General features: G+C 39.2%; 20 protein-coding genes. 6 read left to right on the top strand and 14 right to left on the bottom strand.

What is annotated here, in order from left to right; translation table 11 throughout:
* Position 1: 1 nt before the first annotated feature.
* The 6 genes from KZZ04_RS12000 to KZZ04_RS11975 form a co-directional block, all read right to left on the bottom strand.
* Positions 2-571, bottom strand: coding sequence for a nucleoside triphosphate pyrophosphatase (locus tag KZZ04_RS12000; protein WP_058404661.1), 570 nt, complete (start codon positions 569-571; stop codon positions 2-4).
* Positions 571-1050, bottom strand: a complete 480-nt coding sequence (gene mreD, locus KZZ04_RS11995) for a rod shape-determining protein MreD (protein ID WP_010555554.1) — start codon at positions 1048-1050, stop codon at positions 571-573. The genes KZZ04_RS12000 and mreD overlap by 1 nt, the downstream gene beginning before the upstream one ends.
* Positions 1043-1885, bottom strand: coding sequence for a rod shape-determining protein MreC (gene mreC / locus KZZ04_RS11990; protein ID WP_171034610.1), 843 nt, complete (start codon positions 1883-1885; stop codon positions 1043-1045). Before mreC ends, mreD begins: the two co-directional genes overlap by 8 nt.
* A complete protein-coding gene (locus KZZ04_RS11985) occupies positions 1885-2928 on the bottom strand; it encodes a rod shape-determining protein (protein ID WP_002958401.1) in 1044 nt (347 codons plus the stop codon). The genes mreC and KZZ04_RS11985 overlap by 1 nt, the downstream gene beginning before the upstream one ends.
* 132 nt (positions 2929-3060) lie before the next feature.
* Positions 3061-5109, bottom strand: coding sequence for a formylglycine-generating enzyme family protein (locus KZZ04_RS11980; protein ID WP_219422830.1), 2049 nt, complete (start codon positions 5107-5109; stop codon positions 3061-3063).
* Between the two features lie 374 nt (positions 5110-5483).
* Entirely contained in the window at positions 5484-6005 is a 522-nt protein-coding gene (locus KZZ04_RS11975) for a type II secretion system protein (protein ID WP_219422829.1), read from the bottom strand.
* Between the two features lie 178 nt (positions 6006-6183).
* On the opposite strand from KZZ04_RS11975, the gene KZZ04_RS11970 reads away from it, so the two are divergent.
* Positions 6184-7092, top strand: a complete 909-nt coding sequence (locus tag KZZ04_RS11970) for a 1-aminocyclopropane-1-carboxylate deaminase/D-cysteine desulfhydrase (RefSeq protein WP_058404664.1) — start codon at positions 6184-6186, stop codon at positions 7090-7092.
* A gap of 58 nt (positions 7093-7150) precedes the next feature.
* Here KZZ04_RS11970 and KZZ04_RS11965 read toward each other — a convergent pair whose 3' ends face one another.
* The 3 genes from KZZ04_RS11965 to KZZ04_RS11955 all read right to left on the bottom strand — a co-directional run bounded on the left by KZZ04_RS11965 (position 7151) and on the right by KZZ04_RS11955 (position 11279).
* Positions 7151-8836: an EAL domain-containing protein gene (locus KZZ04_RS11965; RefSeq protein WP_257903618.1), complete on the bottom strand. Its 1686-nt coding sequence runs from the start codon at positions 8834-8836 to the stop codon at positions 7151-7153.
* A gap of 350 nt (positions 8837-9186) precedes the next feature.
* Complete coding sequence (gene ssb / locus KZZ04_RS11960) at positions 9187-9891, bottom strand: single-stranded DNA-binding protein (RefSeq protein ID WP_219422828.1); 705 nt, start codon at positions 9889-9891, stop codon at positions 9187-9189.
* A gap of 20 nt (positions 9892-9911) precedes the next feature.
* Positions 9912-11279: an MFS transporter gene (locus KZZ04_RS11955; RefSeq protein WP_058403838.1), complete on the bottom strand. Its 1368-nt coding sequence runs from the start codon at positions 11277-11279 to the stop codon at positions 9912-9914.
* A gap of 161 nt (positions 11280-11440) precedes the next feature.
* On the opposite strand from KZZ04_RS11955, the gene uvrA reads away from it, so the two are divergent.
* Positions 11441-14260, top strand: a complete 2820-nt coding sequence (uvrA, locus tag KZZ04_RS11950) for an excinuclease ABC subunit UvrA (protein ID WP_138529503.1) — start codon at positions 11441-11443, stop codon at positions 14258-14260.
* An 86-nt stretch (positions 14261-14346) separates the two neighbouring features.
* On the opposite strand, the gene KZZ04_RS11945 is transcribed toward uvrA, so the two are convergent.
* Complete coding sequence (locus tag KZZ04_RS11945) at positions 14347-16491, bottom strand: helix-turn-helix domain-containing protein (protein ID WP_219422827.1); 2145 nt, start codon at positions 16489-16491, stop codon at positions 14347-14349.
* Between the two features lie 281 nt (positions 16492-16772).
* Here KZZ04_RS11945 and KZZ04_RS11940 point away from each other — a divergent pair, with 281 nt between their 5' ends.
* Positions 16773-17138, top strand: a complete 366-nt coding sequence (locus tag KZZ04_RS11940; RefSeq protein WP_219422826.1) for a hypothetical protein — start codon at positions 16773-16775, stop codon at positions 17136-17138.
* Positions 17139-17174: 36 nt separating this feature from the next.
* Positions 17175-18092, top strand: a complete 918-nt coding sequence (locus tag KZZ04_RS11935; RefSeq protein ID WP_058403842.1) for a TraB/GumN family protein — start codon at positions 17175-17177, stop codon at positions 18090-18092.
* Between the two features lie 116 nt (positions 18093-18208).
* Here the strand turns inward: KZZ04_RS11935 and trpS are convergent, their stop codons facing one another.
* From trpS to rpe, 3 genes are read right to left on the bottom strand one after another with little or no spacing between them, the layout of a single operon-like run.
* Positions 18209-19213: a tryptophan--tRNA ligase gene (trpS, locus tag KZZ04_RS11930; RefSeq protein ID WP_006793110.1), complete on the bottom strand. Its 1005-nt coding sequence runs from the start codon at positions 19211-19213 to the stop codon at positions 18209-18211.
* Between the two features lie 31 nt (positions 19214-19244).
* Positions 19245-19910, bottom strand: a complete 666-nt coding sequence (locus KZZ04_RS11925) for a phosphoglycolate phosphatase (RefSeq protein WP_219422825.1) — start codon at positions 19908-19910, stop codon at positions 19245-19247.
* Positions 19910-20593, bottom strand: a complete 684-nt coding sequence (gene rpe / locus KZZ04_RS11920) for a ribulose-phosphate 3-epimerase (RefSeq protein WP_138529511.1) — start codon at positions 20591-20593, stop codon at positions 19910-19912. The genes KZZ04_RS11925 and rpe overlap by 1 nt, the downstream gene beginning before the upstream one ends.
* 204 nt (positions 20594-20797) lie before the next feature.
* Between rpe and KZZ04_RS11915 the strand changes: the two genes are divergently transcribed.
* Together KZZ04_RS11915 and KZZ04_RS11910 are read left to right on the top strand one after the other, a co-directional pair.
* A complete protein-coding gene (locus KZZ04_RS11915) occupies positions 20798-21094 on the top strand; it encodes a hypothetical protein (RefSeq protein ID WP_058403845.1) in 297 nt (98 codons plus the stop codon).
* 3 nt (positions 21095-21097) lie between these two features.
* Positions 21098-21283 carry a DUF2970 domain-containing protein gene (locus KZZ04_RS11910; RefSeq protein ID WP_058403846.1) on the top strand — a complete coding sequence of 62 codons (186 nt, stop codon included), beginning with the start codon at positions 21098-21100 and terminating at the stop codon, positions 21281-21283.
* Here KZZ04_RS11910 and KZZ04_RS11905 read toward each other — a convergent pair.
* Entirely contained in the window at positions 21228-22097 is an 870-nt protein-coding gene (locus tag KZZ04_RS11905) for a Dam family site-specific DNA-(adenine-N6)-methyltransferase (RefSeq protein WP_219422824.1), read from the bottom strand. The genes KZZ04_RS11910 and KZZ04_RS11905 overlap by 56 nt on opposite strands.
* Positions 22098-22132: the final 35 nt, after the last annotated feature.

The following is a 22132-nucleotide window of genomic DNA, read 5'->3' as shown; positions in this document are numbered from 1 at the left end:
GCTACCCTCTCAAAAATGCGTGTAATAATTGTTCAGTCTCATATAAAGGTAAGCCGACAACACTAAAATAGCTACCTGAAATATGTGTAACAAAGCGACCACCTAACCCCTGAATGCCATAACCACCCGCTTTATCTTGTGGCTCACCACTTTGCCAATAGGCTTTGATCTCTTCATCGCTCAGTTTTTTAAATGTGACGTCGGTACTGACAACTTGGCTAAGTACTTTATCTTTGGTTGCAAAAGCAATCGCAGTTAGTACCTGATGTGTATTTCCAGACAAGCGCTTTAGTGTATGAGTAAAATCGGCTTCATCGCATGGCTTACATAATGATTCATTACCAATAACAACAACCGTATCACTACCAAGCACTGGCCGGTCTGTGTAACCAAGTTCAACACCTGAACGCGCTTTAAGGCGTGCTAAACGCTCTACGTAATCATGAGGGAGTTCATTGGGAAGCTGACTTTCGTCTGCATCAACGCTAAATTGAGAAAATTCAATACCCAATTGGGCAAGTAGCTCTTTTCGACGAGGAGAAGCTGATGCCAGATATACGGCAGTATTCATTATCTGATCCTAAAATGTCTGCGGTACTTACGAAGTAATAAAAACACCCAAAACCAACTTACCATGCCAGTAAATACTGGCCATAAATATTGTGGGTTAAAGTAAACACCAAGCAAAAAATGGTTTAGCCAAAACTGCATTAAATGATAAAGCGTTAAAAACAAACCAATTAACAAACTTTGCTGCCAAAGCGAGAAGTTACGAATTTTTTGAAAGTTGCTTGCGGTAATAAATATACAAACCGAAAATGTCAGCGAGTTAACACCTAAAGGTGAGCCTGACGCTAAATCAATGAGTAAACCTACAACCCAAGCAGTACCAATATTTAACCGATGTGGCACGGCTAATGACCAATACATAAGTACTAATAAGACCCAATCCGGTCTGAATGGTTCAAACGAGAATGGCAGCGGCATTAGCGCCATTATTAAGGCAAAAAATATGCTCAGCGCAATTAACAATGAATAACGGTTAATCATCGTTTATTTGCTCCTGTTGGTTGCGCCATAAAATAACCAGCAAGCGAATTCGGTCGAGCAGCGCGATTGGCTCTGCAAATACTTGTGCAAATGGGCGGCCTTCATCGCGGTTAATTTCTGTGACTATCGCCACCGGATACCCCTCAGGAAATGTGCCACCTAACCCAGAAGTCACCAATACATCACCAATACGTACATCTAAACTATGAGGCACATGCGAAAGCTTAACTACATTAATTTTACCAATGCCTTCAACGACGGTTCGCACGTCGTTTCTAAGTATACGCACCGGTGTTGCATGAGTTGTGTCGGTCATCAGTAGTACGCGCGATGTAGTGGAGCCTACTTTTGTCAGCTGCCCTACCACTCCCATTTCATCTATTACAGCTTGGCCTTCACTAAGGCCGTCGGTGGTGCCACGGTTAATAACAACTTGATGACTGTAGGGGTTTGAGTGAACAGAAAGTACTTGCGCAATAATTTTACGGTTAGATTGTTTTGCTGATGAGCCAAGTAATGCGCGCAACTTTTGGTTTTCTCTGGCTAAAAACTGATACTGTTGCAACTGCTCACTTTGTAGCATTTGCTTTTTTTTCAGTGCTTCATTTTCAGTGAGAAGTTGATCGCGAGTGTGTAAGCTTTTAGCGCCAATGCTAAATAACTCATAAGGTAAGTTGGCAACATAAATAAGCGGGCTAACCAACGTATTTAAACTGGTGCGCACAACGGTTCCACCTTCTGTGTAACGGTCTCCAGCTATGAGTACGATACTCAAAAGCACTGCGACAAAAAGTCGCAGTTGCAAAGAGACAGTGCGCCCGAACATTAATTTCATTAGTCGTAACTAAAAACGTCACCACCGTGAACATCAATCATTTCTAATGCTTTACCGCCGCCACGTGCTACACACGTTAGTGGGTCATCGGCTACAACAACAGGGATACCTGTTTCTTCCATTAGTAAACGATCTAAATCTTTTAATAGTGCACCACCGCCAGTAAGTACCATACCGTGTGCAGAAATATCTGACGCAAGCTCTGGTGGCGACTGTTCAAGGGCAACCATCACTGCGCTTACAATTCCCATTAGTGGCTCTTGAAGGGCTTCTAAAATTTCGTGTGAGTTAAGCGTAAATGAACGTGGAACACCTTCAGCTAGATTACGGCCACGTACTTCAATTTCAATTGGCTCGTCTGTTTTAAACGCAGACCCAATTTGGTGCTTAATATTTTCAGCGGTTGCTTCACCAATTAAGCTACCAAAATTACGGCGCACATAGTTAATAATCGCTTCGTCAAATTTATCGCCACCAATACGTACTGATGATGAGTAAACCACACCATTTAGTGAAATAATGGCAACTTCAGTTGTACCACCACCAATATCAACAACCATGGAGCCTGTTGCTTCTGATACTGGTAAACCTGCACCAATTGCCGCAGCCATTGGTTCTTCAATTAAGTAAACTTCACGGGCGCCAGCGCCCATTGCCGATTCGCGGATTGCACGTTTTTCTACTTGCGTTGCACCGCACGGTACACAAATAAGCACGCGCGGACTTGGGCGCATAAAGTTATTGTTATGCACTTGCTTGATAAAGTGTTGTAACATTTTTTCTGTTACATAAAAGTCAGCAATTACGCCGTCTTTCATTGGGCGGATTGCTTTAATATTACCCGGCGTACGACCTAGCATTTGTTTTGCTTCGGTACCTACCGATGCAACACTTTTAGGGCCACCAGCACGCTCTTGGCGGATAGCAACAACTGAAGGTTCGTTTAGAACAATACCTTCTTCTTTTACATAAATTAGGGTATTGGCTGTACCCAAGTCGATCGATAGATCGTTAGAAAAAATACCACGGAGTTTTTTAAACATGAGGCTGGATGACCTTTGAAATACGTTCTTATATTAGCTGCCTCACTTTAACATGCCTATTTTGATGAGCAATATAAAGTGTGGTGCCTTTGTGAATTTGTTAAAAAAGGAAGCAATGCTTCCTTATAAAGTTTATCTCTCGCGAACTAAGCGAAAACCAATGTAGTTTGATCTAAAATCAGGCGCTAAGATTAGTCGTGTTGATACACGCGCAAGACTTGGTGCAAAGTTCCATGCCCCACCTCTTACGGCAACATCCGATTGACCTGATTTTTTATTGGTCCATTCCCATACGTTACCTACCGTATCGTAAAGTCCAAACGCGTTTGGAGAAAAAGACCCCACGGGTGCAGCACGCTTATTTGACCATTCACTACCACACCAACCACAGTTAGCTAAGTTTTTACCAATTTCGTTACCCCAAGGGTACTCAGTTTCTGTACCTGCACGAGCTGCATATTCCCATTCAACTTCGCTAGGTAAACGAAACTGCTGACCTGTCTGGCCCGATAACCACTCAGCATATGCTTTTGCATCGTTGTAAGTTAAACATACAGCCGGAAAATCACTGCCTTGTTCAAAACCAGGATTGCGCCAATTTAAAGCAGCCTCCCATACTGGCTCGCCATTTAAATAATATGCACAGCCTTTATTTATTTCTGCTTCTGTTTTATACGCTGTATTAGCAACAAACTTTTCATAGTCGCCTACTGTTACTTCCTTGCTTTGCATAGCAAATGAGTTAGCAATGGCTTTTTCAATAACTGGGCGCTCATTAGCCAATCCGTTACCATTAATATCACCCATTTTAAATTTGCCAGCAGGAATTACCACAACAGGTGTTTCTACATTTGCGTTTAAAACGTTAACATTTTTGCTTACTCTACGTGTTTGTGTTTCTGGTTGCTCGCGAGTATAGGTCGGTGCAGCAATCGACTTAGGCTTTTTTACTAAGTTAGCATTAATTGTTTGCGCTTTATTTAGGTTTACACGTGCTTGGTAAGGCTTGTAGCCTAACTTACGAATTTCAATTTCGTGCACACCTTTTGGTAAACGCGTAATTAAGCGTGTAGAACCAAAGCTCACACCATTAATAAACACTTCATCGTCGTAAACGTTAGAGCGAAGTGTTAGCTCTACCGACTGATCTTTTTTTTGTTCAACAACCGTGTAATCAGGTTTAGATTGTACTGGCTGCTTAACAGAATAATCGCGTACAGGCTGATTGTTTAAGCGCGATACCGAAACTGCACTGTTATTATCCGCGCTATTGCTGAATGTTAACTGACTATCCGTATACGTTGTGCCATAAGTTGGCTGGTAAGCGGTATTAAGGGGTGAACCGTATTCTGAACAATAGCGGTTATCTATACTTAATAAGTTACATAAACGGCTGCTATTAACTTCACCGCGCATTGAAACGCTTAAGTTAACGTTATAATTACCTTGGCCGCTAAATGCACTACTCACTACATGGCTACTTAAAATTTGTACTTGCGCACCAGCTAAATTGCGTTTTGGTTCAACGATGCGTTCTTCTGTTAAGTTTGCAAAAATTTGGTCTACAAAGCGTTTGGTTGCTTTTTGTAACCCCATTTGCTGACCACGTTGCTCACACGCCGCAAGTGTTTCTGTGCGCTTACAATTTATTGTATGGTTAACCTCAAGCGTACCTTCACGCGTAAACTCGTTACGCAAGCGCTCTACACGAGCCGTTGTTAACTGCTCTTTCAGGCTTTCTAAAGTATTTAGTAAAGTGTGCTTAGCAACTCTAATTTGCTCAATATCTTTTCGGTGGGATGCAATTGCCGCCAACTGCATAGAGATATCATCTTTATTTTGCTTGTGATCAACTACCGCCTGTTGATAGCGAGATTGAGCGCTTGTAATGTTTATTGATGGATCATCAATTAAACGGCGATACATTTCGTTCATCGCGTCGAGCGCTTGGTTTTTTTCTTTGTCTAGCTCAGTTGAACGAGAACGAAGTAGCTCTAATTGATTTTGTAACTGACTTTCTTCTTTTAAATGTTTATCAAGTATTCTTGTCGAGTTATCGTATTCTGTCTGTTTAACACTAATCTCTGACTCAATTCCAGTTACGGTAGCTGTGTCTTGTGCAAATGCACTACTTGCTAACAAACTAGCTGTAATTAACAGAGATAAAGGAGTAATTCGCATATATTCCAGTCCCAAAAAGCGGCAATTATTTGGTCGTTATTATTTTTTTATAATTAAAGTCTTATGCTATGTACTTGCAGCGCAAAACACAAGCTTTGTTCAATTATTATCTTAGTTTACAACTATTCGCCCGTTTCACGCTAGTAAATAACCTGATCATTTACTCTAAAGCCAATAAATTGTAAAACACGGCTTAGATCTTACTTAAATTCATAAACTTATACTTAACAGTGAAACTATTTTATTTTAGGTTATTCATCACCGTTGAGTATCACTTTGTATTAAACCTAGCGTATTTGCGTTATTTAATCGTTAACCATTAAAAATTACGTTATCAAATAAACTAGCAAACTTATAAACACTTATTTTTTGCACTAACACTCAGACATAAATACGCTTAAAGCGGGCGCAGTAATTACATTTTGTTTCGTGTTGTTTTTAGCTTCAACATATTCAATACGGCAATTATCCACTGCAGAATAACTGTTGGGGTAAATAATAGCTTTAGCAGCTTGTGGGCTATTCGTAATATTAAAATCCCCAGTGTGTTCAGTTGCAAATTTAGTATCTAAAAACACCCTAAAAGCGGCCTCAGTTGCAGCAGGATAGCCATAAACAATATCAACCATTTTTCCTGAATCAAGCTCGATACTGGCATTTGCTTTATTATGGAGGTTTTTAATAATGGCTTTTCCATGTACAACGCTTATTTCAGCTTGAATTGATACTTGCAGTGTTTCAAGGATGGATGCGTGTGCTTCCCCTTGAAGGTTTAAAAAGCGCGGGGCAAAATAAACAGCTAACGCCCCAAAAGTGACAATAACAATTATTAGCTGCAGTAACGAAAAGCCAATCTGTTTTTTTATAAGTATTGTTTTCTTAAATTGTTTTTTCATAACTAAACTCCCTTTACAATTGGTTAACTTTAAAACATGTTAACCAATCTAGCTACTCAAAATTTAATCAATGCACTGTTACACAAAACAATCCATCGTAATTTTGTATAGCCCCTTCTATTTATAAGCTATAAAATTAGCCGTGTATTTTATTATTTATCCTTTTAATTGAGAAAAAATGCCTGCATCTTTCGAAATAAATGAAACCACTATTACGCAAAAAATCGATGATCCGTGGTTAAAAGGTAAAGGCATTGAGCTATTAGTAAAGCGAGATGATCTGCTCCACCCTTTAATAAACGGGAATAAGTGGCGAAAACTAAAATATAATTTAATACAAATGCAGTCCCAGAATAAAACCGAGTTGCTTACATTTGGTGGCGCATTTTCAAATCATATACATGCGTGCGCTGCAGCGGGAAAAATGTTTGGTTTAACAACGCATGGGATTATTCGCGGGCCTAATTTAGATCAAAGCAACCCAACCATCCAATTTGCACAGCAGTGTGGCATGCAGCTTCATGTTGTTAACCGTATTGAATATAAGTTGCGAAACGATGCGCAATACCTCGCAGACCTTAGAACAAAATTCCCCAATGCGTATTTTCTTGCTGAAGGTGGCACAAATACCTATGCAATACCAGGCTGCGCAGAGCTTGCACAAAGTTTACCAAAACACGATTACTTAGTATGCCCTACAGGTAGTGGTGGAACGCTTGCGGGCCTTATTGAGGGCAGTAATGTAACAACACAAATAATAGGAATTGCAGTTTTAAAGCAAGCACAATATTTAATAGAGGAAGTCCGTAAGCTAAGCGCTAAAGCAAGGTCACAAACTAACTGGCAATTGCTTTGCGATTTTCATGGCGGTGGCTATGGTAAATTCACTCCTGAGTTATGGGCGTTTTGCCAACATATGAGCACTACACACAATCTACCGCTAGAGCCTATTTATAGTGGTAAAATGCTGTACGCTCTGTGGCAGTTAATAGAGCAAGATTACTTTCCTTTTGGCAGTAAAATAATTGCAGTTCATACCGGCGGCTTACAAGGATTAGAAGGGCTTAAGTACAGAAAACTTATTTAAGCATACTTTTTCAGTCGAGCACCCAATGCGTAGGGTTTAATTAAAAAGCTAAAGTACATCAATGAAAAACAGCCTGAGTTAGCTCTTGTAAAGGTTCCGAAAAATAAAAGCCTTGCGCGCCCGCGACACCTAGTTGTGTAAGCATAATAAGTTCTTTTTGAGTTTCTACTCCTACCGCATAAACAGGAAGGTTTAACATTTTTCCTGCATTAACAATGTTTTTGATGCATTTTTGATTATGCGATTTTTCATTGACTAAGTGCACTAGATCGTAACTTAGCTTTAAGCCTATTACCTCTTCACAGTGAATAAGCAGAGGAATGTTTTCACTCGTTTTTACATTATCAATAATAATATTAGATCTGTGTTTTTTTATTATATTTAACGTATTTGCTAACGCATCTTTGTTGTTGCAAAAAAAAGCTTCACTCATTTCAAACTGTAATTGGCAGCTTAAATTCAGCCTATCCATTTGTGTGCTTAACCAGCTCCAAAACTCTTCGTTAAGCCAATTGTTAGGGTGCATATTAATGCTAACGCTTAATGGTGACTTTTCAGCCATTACCAGAGTGAGTATTTGCGATAACACCGCTTTATCGAGTATTAGCGCGTCATTTTTACTCTCAACTTGATTAATGAAATACTGAGCCGCCAGCAAACCATGCATGTCGTGCCTTACTCTTATTAATGCCTCATGCTGAATAATATCGCCACTAATCAAATCGAACACAGGCTGAAAAGAAAGCATAAACTTATTCTTTTTAATATTGTTAATAACCTGCTCATTACAAAATAACACTTCTTGGCTTTTGCTCAGTGCTAATCGATGACGGTGCAATAACATACTATTTTGAGAAAGCGTTAAAGCCGCTTTTGCTATTTGCAATACCTTGGATTGATCGGCACCTAAGCGAAAGTTACATGCACCTAACTTAACATGTTTACGAGTCGTATTTTTCTGATGGCTTTGACACACATTAAAAATAATTTTGTATAGACGTTCAGTATAACGATCAAGCTCAGCGATAGGCACATTGTAGAGTGTAATGGTTAGTTGTTCAGGATTAATGACTTTCACAGCAATTTTTTTTATTTCAGGAACGCTTTTAAGTATTAATACTTTAAAGCTTGTTTCTAAGTCAGTATTTTTATCAAACTCGCAATCCCAACTCACTAAAATAAATAAACTATGATACTGCTCAGCCGCTGCATAGAGCGACCCTAGTTCATCGCTTTTAACGGTTTTAACTATATCTACCCTATCGCACGTGTCACTTGGTAATTTTAACTCCTTAGGCTGACTATTGAGTTGTTTCAATTGTTTTAAATTAACTGCGTTTCCCCAGCGATAAAGCGAGCTTGCAGCTCCTAAAACAATAAGGTTGAGTAAAATGAAGAGGTAGCTTTCCATTATCCAGACAGGAGGGTGATAAAGGCCTAAATTTAACGTTTTATACGAAAACACTTTAAGCTCTGGCTTTACAAGGTTTTTAAAATGCCCAGAAGACGGCTCCGCTGAAAGCGTAAATCCATTGCTTTTAACTAAAACAGCTAAAGTTTTTTGATCTAATGGCGCATTTAATTGCAATTCATACACTTGCTTTACAAGCTGGTGCCCAGCTCTATATATTTTTAAATGTAATGCATTACTTAATATAAAATTAAAACCAATCAGCAAGATAATAAGCAAGGCCAAACATACAGGTTTTAAATGATTTGATAACCAATAGCGCCCCTTAAACATAGCTCACCCAAACGTTATATTAATAACTGAAGTGTTGTTCAAAAAAGCCATAAGTACAAGGTAGCTAATCAACTTTAAATATAAAATCGTAAGTAAGCTAATCGCTACTTTTAAACCAATTCGCTTACTTGAGTGTTCTATTTATAGGCAGTAAAACATTGTCGATAACAAGACAAGCATTTTGGTATTTAGCTATTCTAAATAACAAATTTTTAACGCAAGTAGCAACATGTTTAGCCACACAAAATGATTAGGTATTATTGCGGATTGGTATAATAACCCTATAGAACAAAAAGACCGCTAAGTAGCGGTCTTCAATAGTTTTTCAACATTCTAAATTTTGTCTTGAATTAGAACGGAATGTCGTCATCAAAATCTATAGTTGGTTCCATTGGATTTGATGCGCCGCCCTGTGGTGCATTTTGCGGCTTAGGTGCAAAACCACCTTGCTGCTGTGGCGCACTATTTTGCTGTGGAGCAAAACCGCCATTTTGTGGCTGATACTGATTACTTTGCTGTGGAGCCGGTGCTGATTGAGGCTGTGCAGCAGGTGCAGCTTGCTGTTGTGGTGCATATCCACCTTGCTGGCTGTTTTGACCTTGATTGTTTTGACCATAGCCACCGCCTTGCTGATTATTTTGGTAACCGCCACCTTGTTGGCCGCCTTGATTACCTTGATAGCCACCACCACCTTGCTGATCGCCACCGCGAGCGCCTAGCATTTGCATTTGACCCGTGAAGCCATCAACAACAATTTCTGTGGTGTATTTTTCTTGGCCTTGTTGGTCGGTCCATTTACGTGTTTGAAGTTTACCTTCAACGTAAATTTGTGAGCCTTTACGACAATACTCACCAACAATTTCAGCCAGCTTTCCAAAAAACACAACACGGTGCCATTCAGTTTTATCAACCATTTGGCCAGTGTTTTTATCTTTATAGCTGTCTGACGTTGCTAAGGTAATATTTGCTACACCATTGCCATTAGGCATGTAACGAACTTCAGGATCTTGTCCTAAATTACCAACCAAAATTACTTTGTTCACACCGCGTGCCATGGAACCATCTCCTATAAACGTTAGATTAAACCAGCTACTTTACGTGCTTGATCTAGGTCAAATTCTTTATCATTAATCTTTAAGTAGCTACGGCTTTCATCGCGCACTACTGTTGCTTCTATTACACCTGGTAAAGCAACTAACTGAGAAGCCAATGTTTGGGCATGCTCCTCAGAACTTAATTTGGTCATTAAACTAATAACTTTACTTTTGGGTGGTACTTGCATTTTCCACGCAACAACAAGCCATATTAACCCAACAAGTGCTGCTGCCGCAAACACAGCTTGCGTTGTTGTAGTTTGAGCAATATAACCACCTAACACCCCGCCCAAAAAGGCACCTAAAAACTGGCTAGACGAGTATCCCCCCATGGCTGATCCTTTTTGGTTAGCAGGGGCTATACGCGATACAAGCGCTGGCATTGTGGCTTCTAAAAAGTTAAATGCGACAAAATAAAGCAACATACATATAGCAATACCTACCACACTATTAATCCATACTGACATGGCCAGCATACTGACTGTTAACAGCGCTACAGAACCGATAAACGCTTGCTTTTCTTTTTCTTTTTTAATGGCCACAATCATAATAGGTACCATTAATAAAAATGCCAAAAACAAGACCGGAATATACAAATACCAATGTTGCTCTGCCGCCAAACCTTCTTTTATCAGCTGGCTTGGTAGTACCACAAAAATAGTGGTTAATGTTAAATGCAGTAATAATACGCCTGCATTTAAACGTGATAACTCTGGATGTTTAATCAGTTTTTTAATATCGCTAAAGCTTGCCAAGGTATCCCCTTTGGGCGCTTTATTTACTGCGTTTGGCACTAAAAATAAAATAATACCAATACCGAGCACGGCAAGTATTGCTGTTAACCAAAATACCCCAGCTACACCCCACGAAGCGGCAACAATTGGGCCTAATAACATCGCAAAGGCAAAGCTCATGCCTATGCTCATACCAATTACAGCCATTACTTTAGGGCGTTGTTCGTCGCGACTTAAGTCGCTGGCAAAAGCCAGTAATGCACTAGCAATAGCGCCCATACCTTGTAAGGCACGCCCTACAGTGACCATTTGGATAGATTCAGCCAATGCGGCTATGACTGAGCCGATAGCAAACACAACTAAACCACCAATAATAACTTTTTTACGGCCTATTTTGTCTGACAAACGACCCATAGGTATTTGCAATACCGCCTGTGTTAAGCCATACGCACCAATAGCAAAACCAATCCAAATCGGTGAAAAGCCGTCAAGCGACTGGCCATAAATCGCTAATACCGGCATCAGCATAAATAAGCCGAGCATTCTAAATGCAAACACACTCGCTAGCGATACAGCGGCGCGCTTTTCTCGTGAATTAAGTGAAGATGCAGTCATTATCAGCAAAATCTTACGATGTGAAAAAATTAGGCAAGGATTCTATCACAAGCTTGGCAATAATTAATCGCTTAAAGCTAAGGATTTTTCATGATCAAGGATTAATATTGCAGCGTATTATGAGATACTCAGTAAATAATTTTGGTAATTAACGAGATAGCATGGAAAACATTGAAGTCCGAGGCGCCCGTACGCACAATTTAAAAGACATCAGCCTAACCATCCCACGTGATAAATTAATTGTTATCACAGGCCTATCTGGTTCGGGAAAGTCATCACTTGCATTTGATACTTTGTACGCTGAAGGGCAACGCCGGTATGTTGAATCACTTTCTGCGTATGCAAGACAGTTTTTATCCTTGATGGAAAAGCCCGATGTTGATCATATTGAAGGCCTATCTCCTGCCATTTCTATTGAGCAAAAATCAACCTCACATAATCCACGCTCTACCGTGGGTACCATTACCGAAATATACGATTACTTACGTTTAATGTTTGCTCGCGTGGGCGAACCTCGTTGTCCTACACATGATTTACCTTTAGCCGCACAAACAATTAGCCAAATGGTTGATACCGTTTTAGCACTGCCTGAAGGCACTAAGCTAATGCTTTTGGCACCGGTAGTAAAAGAGCGTAAAGGTGAGCATGTTAAGCTGCTTGAGCAACTAGCAAGTCAAGGTTATATACGAGCACGAATAGATGGCGAAGTATGCGACCTATCAGATCCGCCAACACTTGAACTTCACAAAAAGCACACTATTGAAGTAGTAGTTGACCGCTTTAAAGTAAAAGATGGCCAACAACAGCGTTTAGCCGAGTCATTTGAAACAGCGCTCGAAATGTCGGGTGGTGTGGCAAATGTAGCTTACATGGACGATAGCACGATAGAGGAAATGCTGTTTTCAGCCAACTTTGCCTGCCCTACCTGTGGCTATGCAATGACTGAATTAGAACCTCGTTTATTTTCGTTTAATAACCCTGCCGGTGCGTGTCAAAGCTGTGACGGTTTAGGCGTACGTCAATATTTTGATCCTAACCGCGTAGTACATAACCCTGAGCTAAGCTTGGCCGGTGGTGCTATAAAAGGATGGGATAAGCGCAGTTTTTACTACTTTCAAATGCTTCAAGCGGTCGCCGAGCATTATAAATTTGATTTAGATGTACCGTTTGAAAAGCTAGCTATAGACTCTCAGAAAATTATTTTAGAGGGCTCAGGGCAAACTAAAATTGCTTTTAATTACCGTAACGACAGAGGCGATTTAATAACACGCAACCACGAGTTTGAAGGCGTGTTAAACAACATGAACCGTCGCTATCGCGAAACTGAGTCAAACTCTGTACGCGAAGAGCTCGCTAAATATCAAACTAGCCAAGCGTGCCCTAGTTGTCATGGTTCGCGTTTACGCCAAGAAGCACGTCACGTATTTATAGGTCAAACAAACCTGCCTGCTATTACTACTATGAGCATTGGCGAAGCGATGGACTTTTTTGAAAGCCTATCGTTAAGTGGCCAAAGAGCCCAAATAGCAGAAAAAATCTTAAAAGAAATTCGCGACCGTTTATCGTTTTTAATCAATGTTGGTCTTAATTACTTATCGCTTGAGCGCAGTGCCGATACCCTTTCTGGTGGTGAAGCGCAGCGTATTCGTTTAGCCAGTCAGATTGGTGCAGGCCTTGTAGGGGTAATGTACGTATTGGATGAACCATCAATTGGTTTACACCAACGCGATAACGACCGCCTACTGCAAACATTAGTGCATTTGCGCGACCTAGGAAACACCGTTATTGTTGTTGAACATGATGAAGATGCTATTCGTGCCGCCGATCATATTATTGATATTGGCCCAGGTGCAGGTGTTCACGGTGGGCATATTATTGCACAAGGTACACGCGACGATATTCTAGCCACTAAAGACTCGGTAACTGGCCAGTTTTTATCTGGCGTGCGCAAAATAGAAGTACCAAAAGAGCGTAATCCAACCGGCGATAAATGGCTTGAGCTATTTGGCGCGACCGGTAACAACCTTAAAAATGTCGATTTGAAAATTCCATTTGGGTTAATGACGTGTATTACCGGTGTATCGGGCTCTGGTAAATCAACACTTATAAACGATACGTTATTTAAACTTGCGCATACTGAATTAAACGGCGCAACTACAGCAGAAGCAGCACCGTATAAATCAATTAGTGGCCTTGATCATTTTGATAAAGTAATTGATATTGACCAAAGCCCAATTGGACGTACGCCGCGTTCAAACCCTGCGACGTACACCGGTATTTTTACAGGCATTCGTGAGCTATTTGCCGGTACACAAGAGTCACGCTCTCGCGGGTACAAAGTGGGTCGCTTTAGCTTTAACGTTAAAGGTGGACGCTGTGAAGCCTGCCAAGGTGATGGCGTAATTAAGGTAGAAATGCACTTTTTACCTGATGTATATGTACCATGTGATGTGTGTAAAGGGCAGCGCTACAACCGCGAAACCCTAGAAGTACAATACAAGGGTAAAAACATTCACCAAGTACTAGAAATGACTGTTGAAGACGCGCATGACTACTTTGATAAAATACCTGCAATAGCACGTAAACTTAAAACGCTAATGGATGTTGGTTTATCGTATGTGCGTTTAGGACAAGCCGCTACCACACTCTCAGGTGGTGAAGCTCAGCGTGTAAAACTTGCCCGCGAGCTTTCTAAACGCGATACAGGTAAAACACTGTACATACTTGATGAGCCAACAACCGGCCTTCACTTTGCCGATATTGAACAGCTACTTGTTGTACTACATCGCCTGCGCGATCATGGTAATACCATCGTAGTTATTGAGCATAACTTAGATGTGGTTAAAACCGCAGACTGGGTGGTTGATTTAGGTCCTGAGGGAGGCGCTGGCGGCGGTGAAATACTTATTGCAGGTACGCCTGAAGACGTAGCTGAATGTGAGCGCTCGCACACCGGGCATTACCTAAAGCCATTGCTTTAATATAGATTATAAAAAGCACCAAGCAGTTTAACTGTTTGGTGCTTTTTTATATTTAGCGCCCGACTGTTAGTCCTTTATAAACTTCGCTATTCATCCCAACTAATTTGTATAATTTGCATATCTTTGTACTTTGCACCCGTAAATAAAATTTCGTTATCTGAGCTTACTTCAAAAGCGATAGGCCGAAAATCAACGTGAGTATCTTGCACGCTGTCATCTTTTAAATTTAACCTAGCGATTCTTGAAATAGAGTCTGAATAATAGAAATAGTCTTTACTAATTCCATATACATTCGCCTTTCTAGCATTTTTAGGTAATGCCCAGCTTTGCTTATCCGCGAAACGAATCAACTGATCAAGGCTAATTGCGTAGGGGTTACCTTCACTATCTGAAATGAGTTTATTAGCTTTAATGTCTTCTATTACGCGGGTATCACGGGTTAGCAAGTTCAGCTCAACAACTCTATTTTTTGAATCAAGCTGCTCAATATAAATAATACTTTCGTTGTTTTTTGACCAAATATAACTCTCTATTTTACGCCCACTCAACATTTCCAACGGATAGAATTTTTGAGTATTTACGTCATAAAGTGAAAAGCGCTTATTTTTTATTAATAATATACGTTCCTTATTAGGAGATACTTTTAACCCTCTTAACCTATAGGCAGATGAGACGTCATCGTAATTAAAAAAACTAAGTTGCTTAGTTAGTCCATTTTGAGCAATCCATAATTGGCTACTACCAGAACGCTCTGATACAAAAACATGCGCTGGTCCTGCTTTATTTATTACTTCAACAATGCTGTAGTCATCATTATCACTTTTATACAAAGATTCATAAACTGGATTATCGCCAAAGGTATCTGTTGCTTTAATTAATGAAAATGCTTGTGTTTTATTTGCTGAGTAAAACAGGCTATTAGCAGATTGAACTGTAATATAATAAGGTGAAATTGCAGGGGTAATCGTCTGTGTATGTTTAATTATATTATTTTTATCAAACGTAATGGTTGAAAGGTCTGAATCTTCAAACACAATGACGCCTTTATCATTTGAAAGCCAATCGAACGCGAAACTAATTGTTCTTCTCTTTGCTTTAAATAATCGCTTAGTTTCACGCGAAGTAAAGTCGTAACTAAATACATAAAATGGTTGGCCTTTTTGGCTCAATATGTACGCTATTTTATTACCCGAATGAGATAAGCGTGGCATTATTACGCCATACATTACACCTGGCGGAGGAATAACAATCGACTCTTTTTGTAAATCTAAGTCAAATTTATATAAACCTGAGCCATCTTGTTCATTTTTGTACTCGGTATAATATATATACTCACCATTTTGATCTAATTGCGCATAACCTGTGTACCTTAGATCACATTTTTTTATTCGTTTAGCATTCCCAACAAGTGGAAACTGGCTTAAATCAACCAATACCATTTCGCATTGCTGCTGCTTTAAGTTTGTAGCTTGTAGTAGCACAGCCTGTTGGTTTAGCTGCCACGACAAAATAGATACCTGAAAACCAGGGTATGTAATTTCCACTTCTCGTTGATCAGAAAGACGTTTAACAAATGCACGATTAAAATCCTGTTCAGGTTCAACATTGGTATAAGCTAAATATTGCTTATCTGAAGATAGCTCAGGATGAACCTCACTCCCTATATTCCATGTACTCGCCACCTTATTTACCGTGATCTGTTTAACTTCATCTTTAGAAGGAGTGCTAACAAACAGCCACACCAACCATGCAAAAAAACATAAACAGACAATGGCTAATAAAGAATAAAAGATAGGCTTTTTTAAACTACTTTTTTTAAAAGGTTGAGTGGAGGTTGTTTCTGCAGCATCCACATTTTTTGAACTTAAAACAGATGACTCATTCAATACTTGTACGTAGTTGTCAGCGTCATTAGCTTGCGATAAATGCTCTGGAATAATCGTTAGGCTATAGCCTTTTCGATAGTGCGTTTTTAAAAGAGGTGCTTTTTCAATTGGATGGGCAAGCTGTTTTCTTAGCTCTGAGATAGCTCGGTTAATCGCATTATCGTCTACGAAAGTTTGTTGCCATACACTTTCAATAAGCGCTTGGCGGGAAACTATTTGTTGAGGCTTACTTATAAAGTGCAGTAATAACTTTACTAAGAGTGGATCTAATTCCCTTTCTAAGTTGTTTGAAGTAATCACACAGCGATTACTAATAAATTGCCAAGGTCCGATTTGATAATTCATAGTCTTTACATGTTTTTATTTTTATAAACCGTATCACATGTATCCATTATTTTGTATAAAAAGCATTTAAAACCTTATATTAACAATATAAGGTTTAACTCTAACCAATTAAATTAAAAGGATTAATTTACAATAAAAGCTTATCTATTAATTGCTCATAACTAGATAAGCGACTCTCAGTAAATTCAGCGATATTCTTTAAACCGTCATCAACAAGCAGCTTACTAAAAATCATTTGCGATTCTAAATTAGCTGCAATTAAAAATATAAAAGGTTTAATTATGAACAGCACAATGAAAAAAGGTCTATCTACTCTACTACTAGTAACTGCTTTTAATACTACATCAGCCTTCGCAGTTGATACTAAACAACACATATTTAAAAAAAGCGTTGAGCAGTGTGTAATTGGTGAACATACAGAAACAAACAAACCAACTAACAAAAAGCAGCAAAAAACTAACACAGTAAATGCAACTGAGTCTTTAAAAACTCATGTCGATACGCAAACACTGCTTTCTTCAATAGATGAAAAAATAGCAGCTGAACTTGATTCTTCAATGAGCAAAATAAACACAGAAATTGACAAAAACCTTTCAAAAGTAACATCGTCAATCACTGCTTATTTCAGCAATATTTTATCTAACTAAAAACAATAAATTTAGAAATTACATTAAGGAATCATCATGAAAAATTTTACAAAAAAATTAGTGTCTGCCAGCGTTTTACTTGGTTGTAGCTTGGTAGCAAATACAGCACATGCACAAAGCTCTGTATGGCAAGTAAGCAAAGGGAATGACTCGTTATTTATTGGCGGTACTGTACATATTTTGCCTAAAGCTGAGATGCCATTACCTGTTGAGTTTAATCATGCTTATGAACAAGCCGATACAATTGTTTTTGAAGCGCCAGTACCAGACCCAGCTGATACTAATGCTCAAATGCAAATGCTTGGCGCGCTTTCATATACAAATAATGAAACGTTAAGCGAAAAGTTAGAGCCTGAGGTTAAAGCTTCACTTGAAAATAAACTGAGTGAGTTTGGCGCTAACCTCGATAAGTTAGATGGTTTTCGCCCAGCCATGGTGGGTATCGTTTTAATGTCGATGGAACTGCAAAAACAAAACTTACTGGGTGAAGGTGTTGATGCTTACTATACGAAAAAAGCGACTAAAGACAACAAAACAAAAAACTACTTAGAAACAATGGAGTTTCAGTTAGAGTTATTTAAAACAATGGGTCAAGGTAACGAAAATGACTTTATTAAGCGTAACCTAGCAGACCTAAATAATTTTAATGATATGTTTAAAGGGTTATTAGCTGCATGGCGAGAAGGTGATACCGACGCACTAAACAAGGTAGCGGTTGAAAATATTCAGAAAAATGACCCAGAAAGCTACAAGCAGCTACTTAAAGATAGAAATAATAATTGGTTACCAAAAATAGAGGCAATGTTTAATAACGATAGCAGTGAGTTTGTACTAGTTGGGGCTGGACACCTTGTAGGCCAAGATAGCTTGCTTACATTACTTGAAAATAAAGGCTACAACGTTTCTTTAGTGAGCATTAATAACGCACAAGAAATTACTGCAAAAGGAGCCTAATAATGGATAAAACAGACAAATTAGCAGTATCACTACTGTTTTTATTTGGGTCTATCATGTTGATATGTGCCATATGAAAAATGCCGCTAATAAGCGGCATTTTTATTTCAATAAACCTATCCGCGTGGAATAAACCCTAACGCATCGTATACCGATTTTAGCGTTTTCTCTGCACGTACGCTTGCTTTTTCAGCACCCGATTTCATTATGTTATCAAGTAAGTTTTGATCTTCACGAATTTCTTTAAACCGTGCTTGAATTGGTTCAATCATGCTTACTACTGCATCGGCTGTATCTTTTTTAAGGTGACCATACATTTTACCTTCAAACTCTGGTACTAAGTCTTCTATTGAGCGCTTAGTCGCCACGCTTAATAAAGTAAGTAAGTTTGATACGCCTGGCTTTTCAGTTCGGTCAAAGTAAATACGTGCTTGCTCATCTGAATCGGTTACTGCTTTTTTAAGCTTTTTCTCAATCTTTTTAGGCTCATCTAACAACATAATGTAGCCATTTGGATTTTCATCAGACTTAGACATTTTTTTGAGTGGATCTTGCAAGCTCATTACACGTGCGCCAAATTCTGGAATATATGGCTCAGGCAGCTTAAAAACGTCACCGTATAAGTTATTAAAGCGCGTCGCTATGTCACGCGTTAGCTCTAAGTGTTGTTTTTGATCTTCGCCTACCGGCACCTGATCGGCTTGATAAAGTAAGATATCAGCTGCTTGTAATACTGGGTACGAAAATAAGCCCACGTTTACATTGTTAGCATGCTTTGACGACTTATCTTTAAACTGTGTCATGCGGTTAAGTTCACCCATTTGCGCATAACAATTAAGCACCCACGCTAACTGCGCATGCTCTGGCACTTGAGACTGAACAAATAACGCTGACTTTTCAGGGTCGATACCGCACGCAGCATACAACGCAACACCATCTAGTACACGAGAGCGTAATAATTCAGGCTCTTGGCGAACGGTGATAGCATGCAAGTCAACCAACATAAAGAAACTTTCGTGATCTTCCTGTAACTTTAGCCACTGGTTAATAGCGCCAACATAGTTGCCTATTGTCATACCACCGGTTGGCTGAATGCCGCTTAAAACTACTGGTTTACTCATGATTTTCCTTTATTTACTTAATTATTAATATTTAACGCTGCGTTAGAACAGGTATTATATCTAAGAAGTTATCGCATAGGTACTGTGGATTATAATCAGCAAGGTTTTCACCTTGATTATAACCATAGCCTACTGCTATTACATCAATACCCGCCGCTTTTGCAGCAAGTATATCGCTTTTAGAATCGCCAATCATTATTGCTTTAGCAGGCTCAATATTTAACTTTTTACACGCAAATAATAATGGCTCAGGTGACGGTTTTTTTGCCATATCATCACCACAAATAATCAGCTCAAAATGATTGGTAAGGGCTAGCTTATCGAGTAACTTTTCTGTGAAAATTCGAGACTTATTAGTTATCAATGCTTTTTGCATACCACGTAGAGCTGCAAGTCCTGTTTCAACATGTTGGTATGGCACGCTGTATTGACCTACTTGTTCTTCATAATGCTTATGAAACTGCGCTATGGCTTTATTCGTTAGCGATTCATCTAAATGCTCACTAACTTGCATATCACCACTCAGTGCTCGCTTTACCAGCATGTCTATACCATTACCAACCCAGCTTTCGACCAAGCGTTGGCTTACAATAGGAAATGCTAAATCGCTCAAAGTTAAATTAATCGAAATATAGAGGTCGTATACACTATCGACTAACGTGCCATCTAAATCAAAAAATGCGGCATCATACTGCATTATTTTACACTCTCAAGTTGCTTACGCATTTGATCAATAACCACTTTGTAGTCTGGTTGATTGAAAATAGCTGAGCCTGCTACAAACATATCTGCACCTGCTTGAGCTGCTGCAGCAATATTGTCTACCTTGATACCACCGTCCACTTCAAGTCGAATATTTCGGCCTGACTCAACAATACGCTGCTTTGCCTGCGCTAGTTTTTCAAGTGTGTGAGGAATAAAACTTTGCCCACCAAACCCAGGGTTTACTGACATAAGCAAAATGGTATCTAGCTTATCAATCACATGATCTAAATAACTAAGACTTGTTGCTGGGTTAAATACTAAACCCGCTTTACAGCCCTGATCTTTTATTAACTGAATAGTGCGATCAATATGCTCGCTCGCTTCGGGATGAAACGTAATAATGGATGCCCCCGCCTCAGCAAATTGTGGAATGATACTATCGACAGGCTTAACCATTAAATGCACGTCAATTGGCGCGGTGATACCGTAATCTCTAAGTGCTTTACACACCATCGGCCCAATTGTTAAGTTTGGTACATAGTGATTATCCATTACATCAAAATGAACTACATCTGCGCCGGCGGCTAAAACGTTATCAACATCTTCACCAAGTTTTGCAAAATCAGCTGAAAGAATTGATGGGGCAATTAAGTATTTTTGTTCTGGGCTAAACATAGCAGATTCACCAATGAGTCAAATATTACGTTAATGTAACTCAATTGATGACGTTACCCAAGCAACTAAGGCGTAAACCTGCTGTTTTTAAAGTGGTTAAGTGGCTATTTTTAAATTTAATTAATCGTCTTTATTAGAAACAAGTTTGTTATTTGAACAGTTTTTGTTATGCTTAAAAAAGTAACAAAATATTAGGTTTAAACCATGCGCGCTTTTAAAATTGGGATATTAATTGCATCAGCATTATTAGTGATTGGGGTAGTCAATTTTACGCCAAGTTCAGGGCAAGAATTAAGCTCGGTTAATACTTTTGCTTCGCAAGCAACACACGAAATAGAGACAAGTAAACCCTGTTTACATGTACTTGAAGAAGATTCTTCGTGGTTTTCTTGGATCACAGGCGATAGCCGCAGTGCTCAGTTTCATTACCTAGATTTATTAGAGTTATTAACAAGCTCAGACGACAGCAAGAAAACACCTTCTTTAAAGCCTTTATTCTAAACAATGCGGCACTTTATTAGCGCGTTGCAAAGTGTGCTAGCCGCATTTTTTGGTGTTCAATCAGAACAAAAACGCCGTGCCGATTTTCAAGAACACTCGATCTCATCAATTATTGCTATTGCGGTAATACTTTTTATCGCTTTTGCGCTTTCAATTTACGCTGTGGTTGCTTTAGTGGTAAGTACATAGCCATTAACTCACCGACTTTGTTACGAGTTCCCCCCTTAGGGCTTATCGTTCTCTTAACTTGAATTTGATCAAGAGACGCTTGGCTATATATTTTTCGTGTCCATACAGTATCGTGATTTGAAATAAGCACTGGCGTGTTATTTTCAAACGCAGCTTTCTCTGCCAAGTTAGCTAGATTTGCCTGATCATCTAAATTAAACCCGCCCTTAGCATAAGAAGTAAACGAAGCCGTTTTACTCAAAGGGACATACGGGGGATCGCAGTATATAACCGCGTTATTGGGAACCAATTTAAATACGTCATCGTAGCCTAAGCACGTAAACGTCGCTTGCTGTGCTTTTTCAGCAAAAAAATACATTTCTTTTTCAGGAAAATAAGGCTTTTTATATTTACCAAATGGTACATTAAAAATACCTTTTAAGTTATAACGGCATAATCCGTTGTAACCAAAACGATTCATGTATAAAAACAGCATTGACCGTTCGTATACATCGCGACTTTGATTAAATTGAACTCGGTATTCGTAGTAAGCGTCGGGGTGGTTATTTAAATCAACGAATAGTTTTTTTGCGTCACTAATAAACTCATCGGGTGAATTTCTTAATTCTTTATACAAGTTGATTAAATCAGCATTAATATCGTTAAGAACATAATGCTTAAAATTGCTATTTAAAAAAACTGAACCGGCACCAACAAAAGGTTCAACCAAGGTATCAGCATGCGAACTTGCTTGGTTTAATCGCGCGTTAATATCATCAACGAGACTGTATTTTCCGCCAGCCCATTTAAGGAAGGCTCTACTCTTTTGCTGCATTGGTTCTTTACTTCAATCTGGTGTTGCGCGATTTT

Source organism: Pseudoalteromonas sp. CR1, from assembly GCF_019392235.1.
Lineage (GTDB): Bacteria > Pseudomonadota > Gammaproteobacteria > Enterobacterales > Alteromonadaceae > Pseudoalteromonas.
The sequence above is the reverse complement of the archived record's forward strand: the minus strand, read 5'-3'. Positions and strand labels throughout refer to the sequence as shown.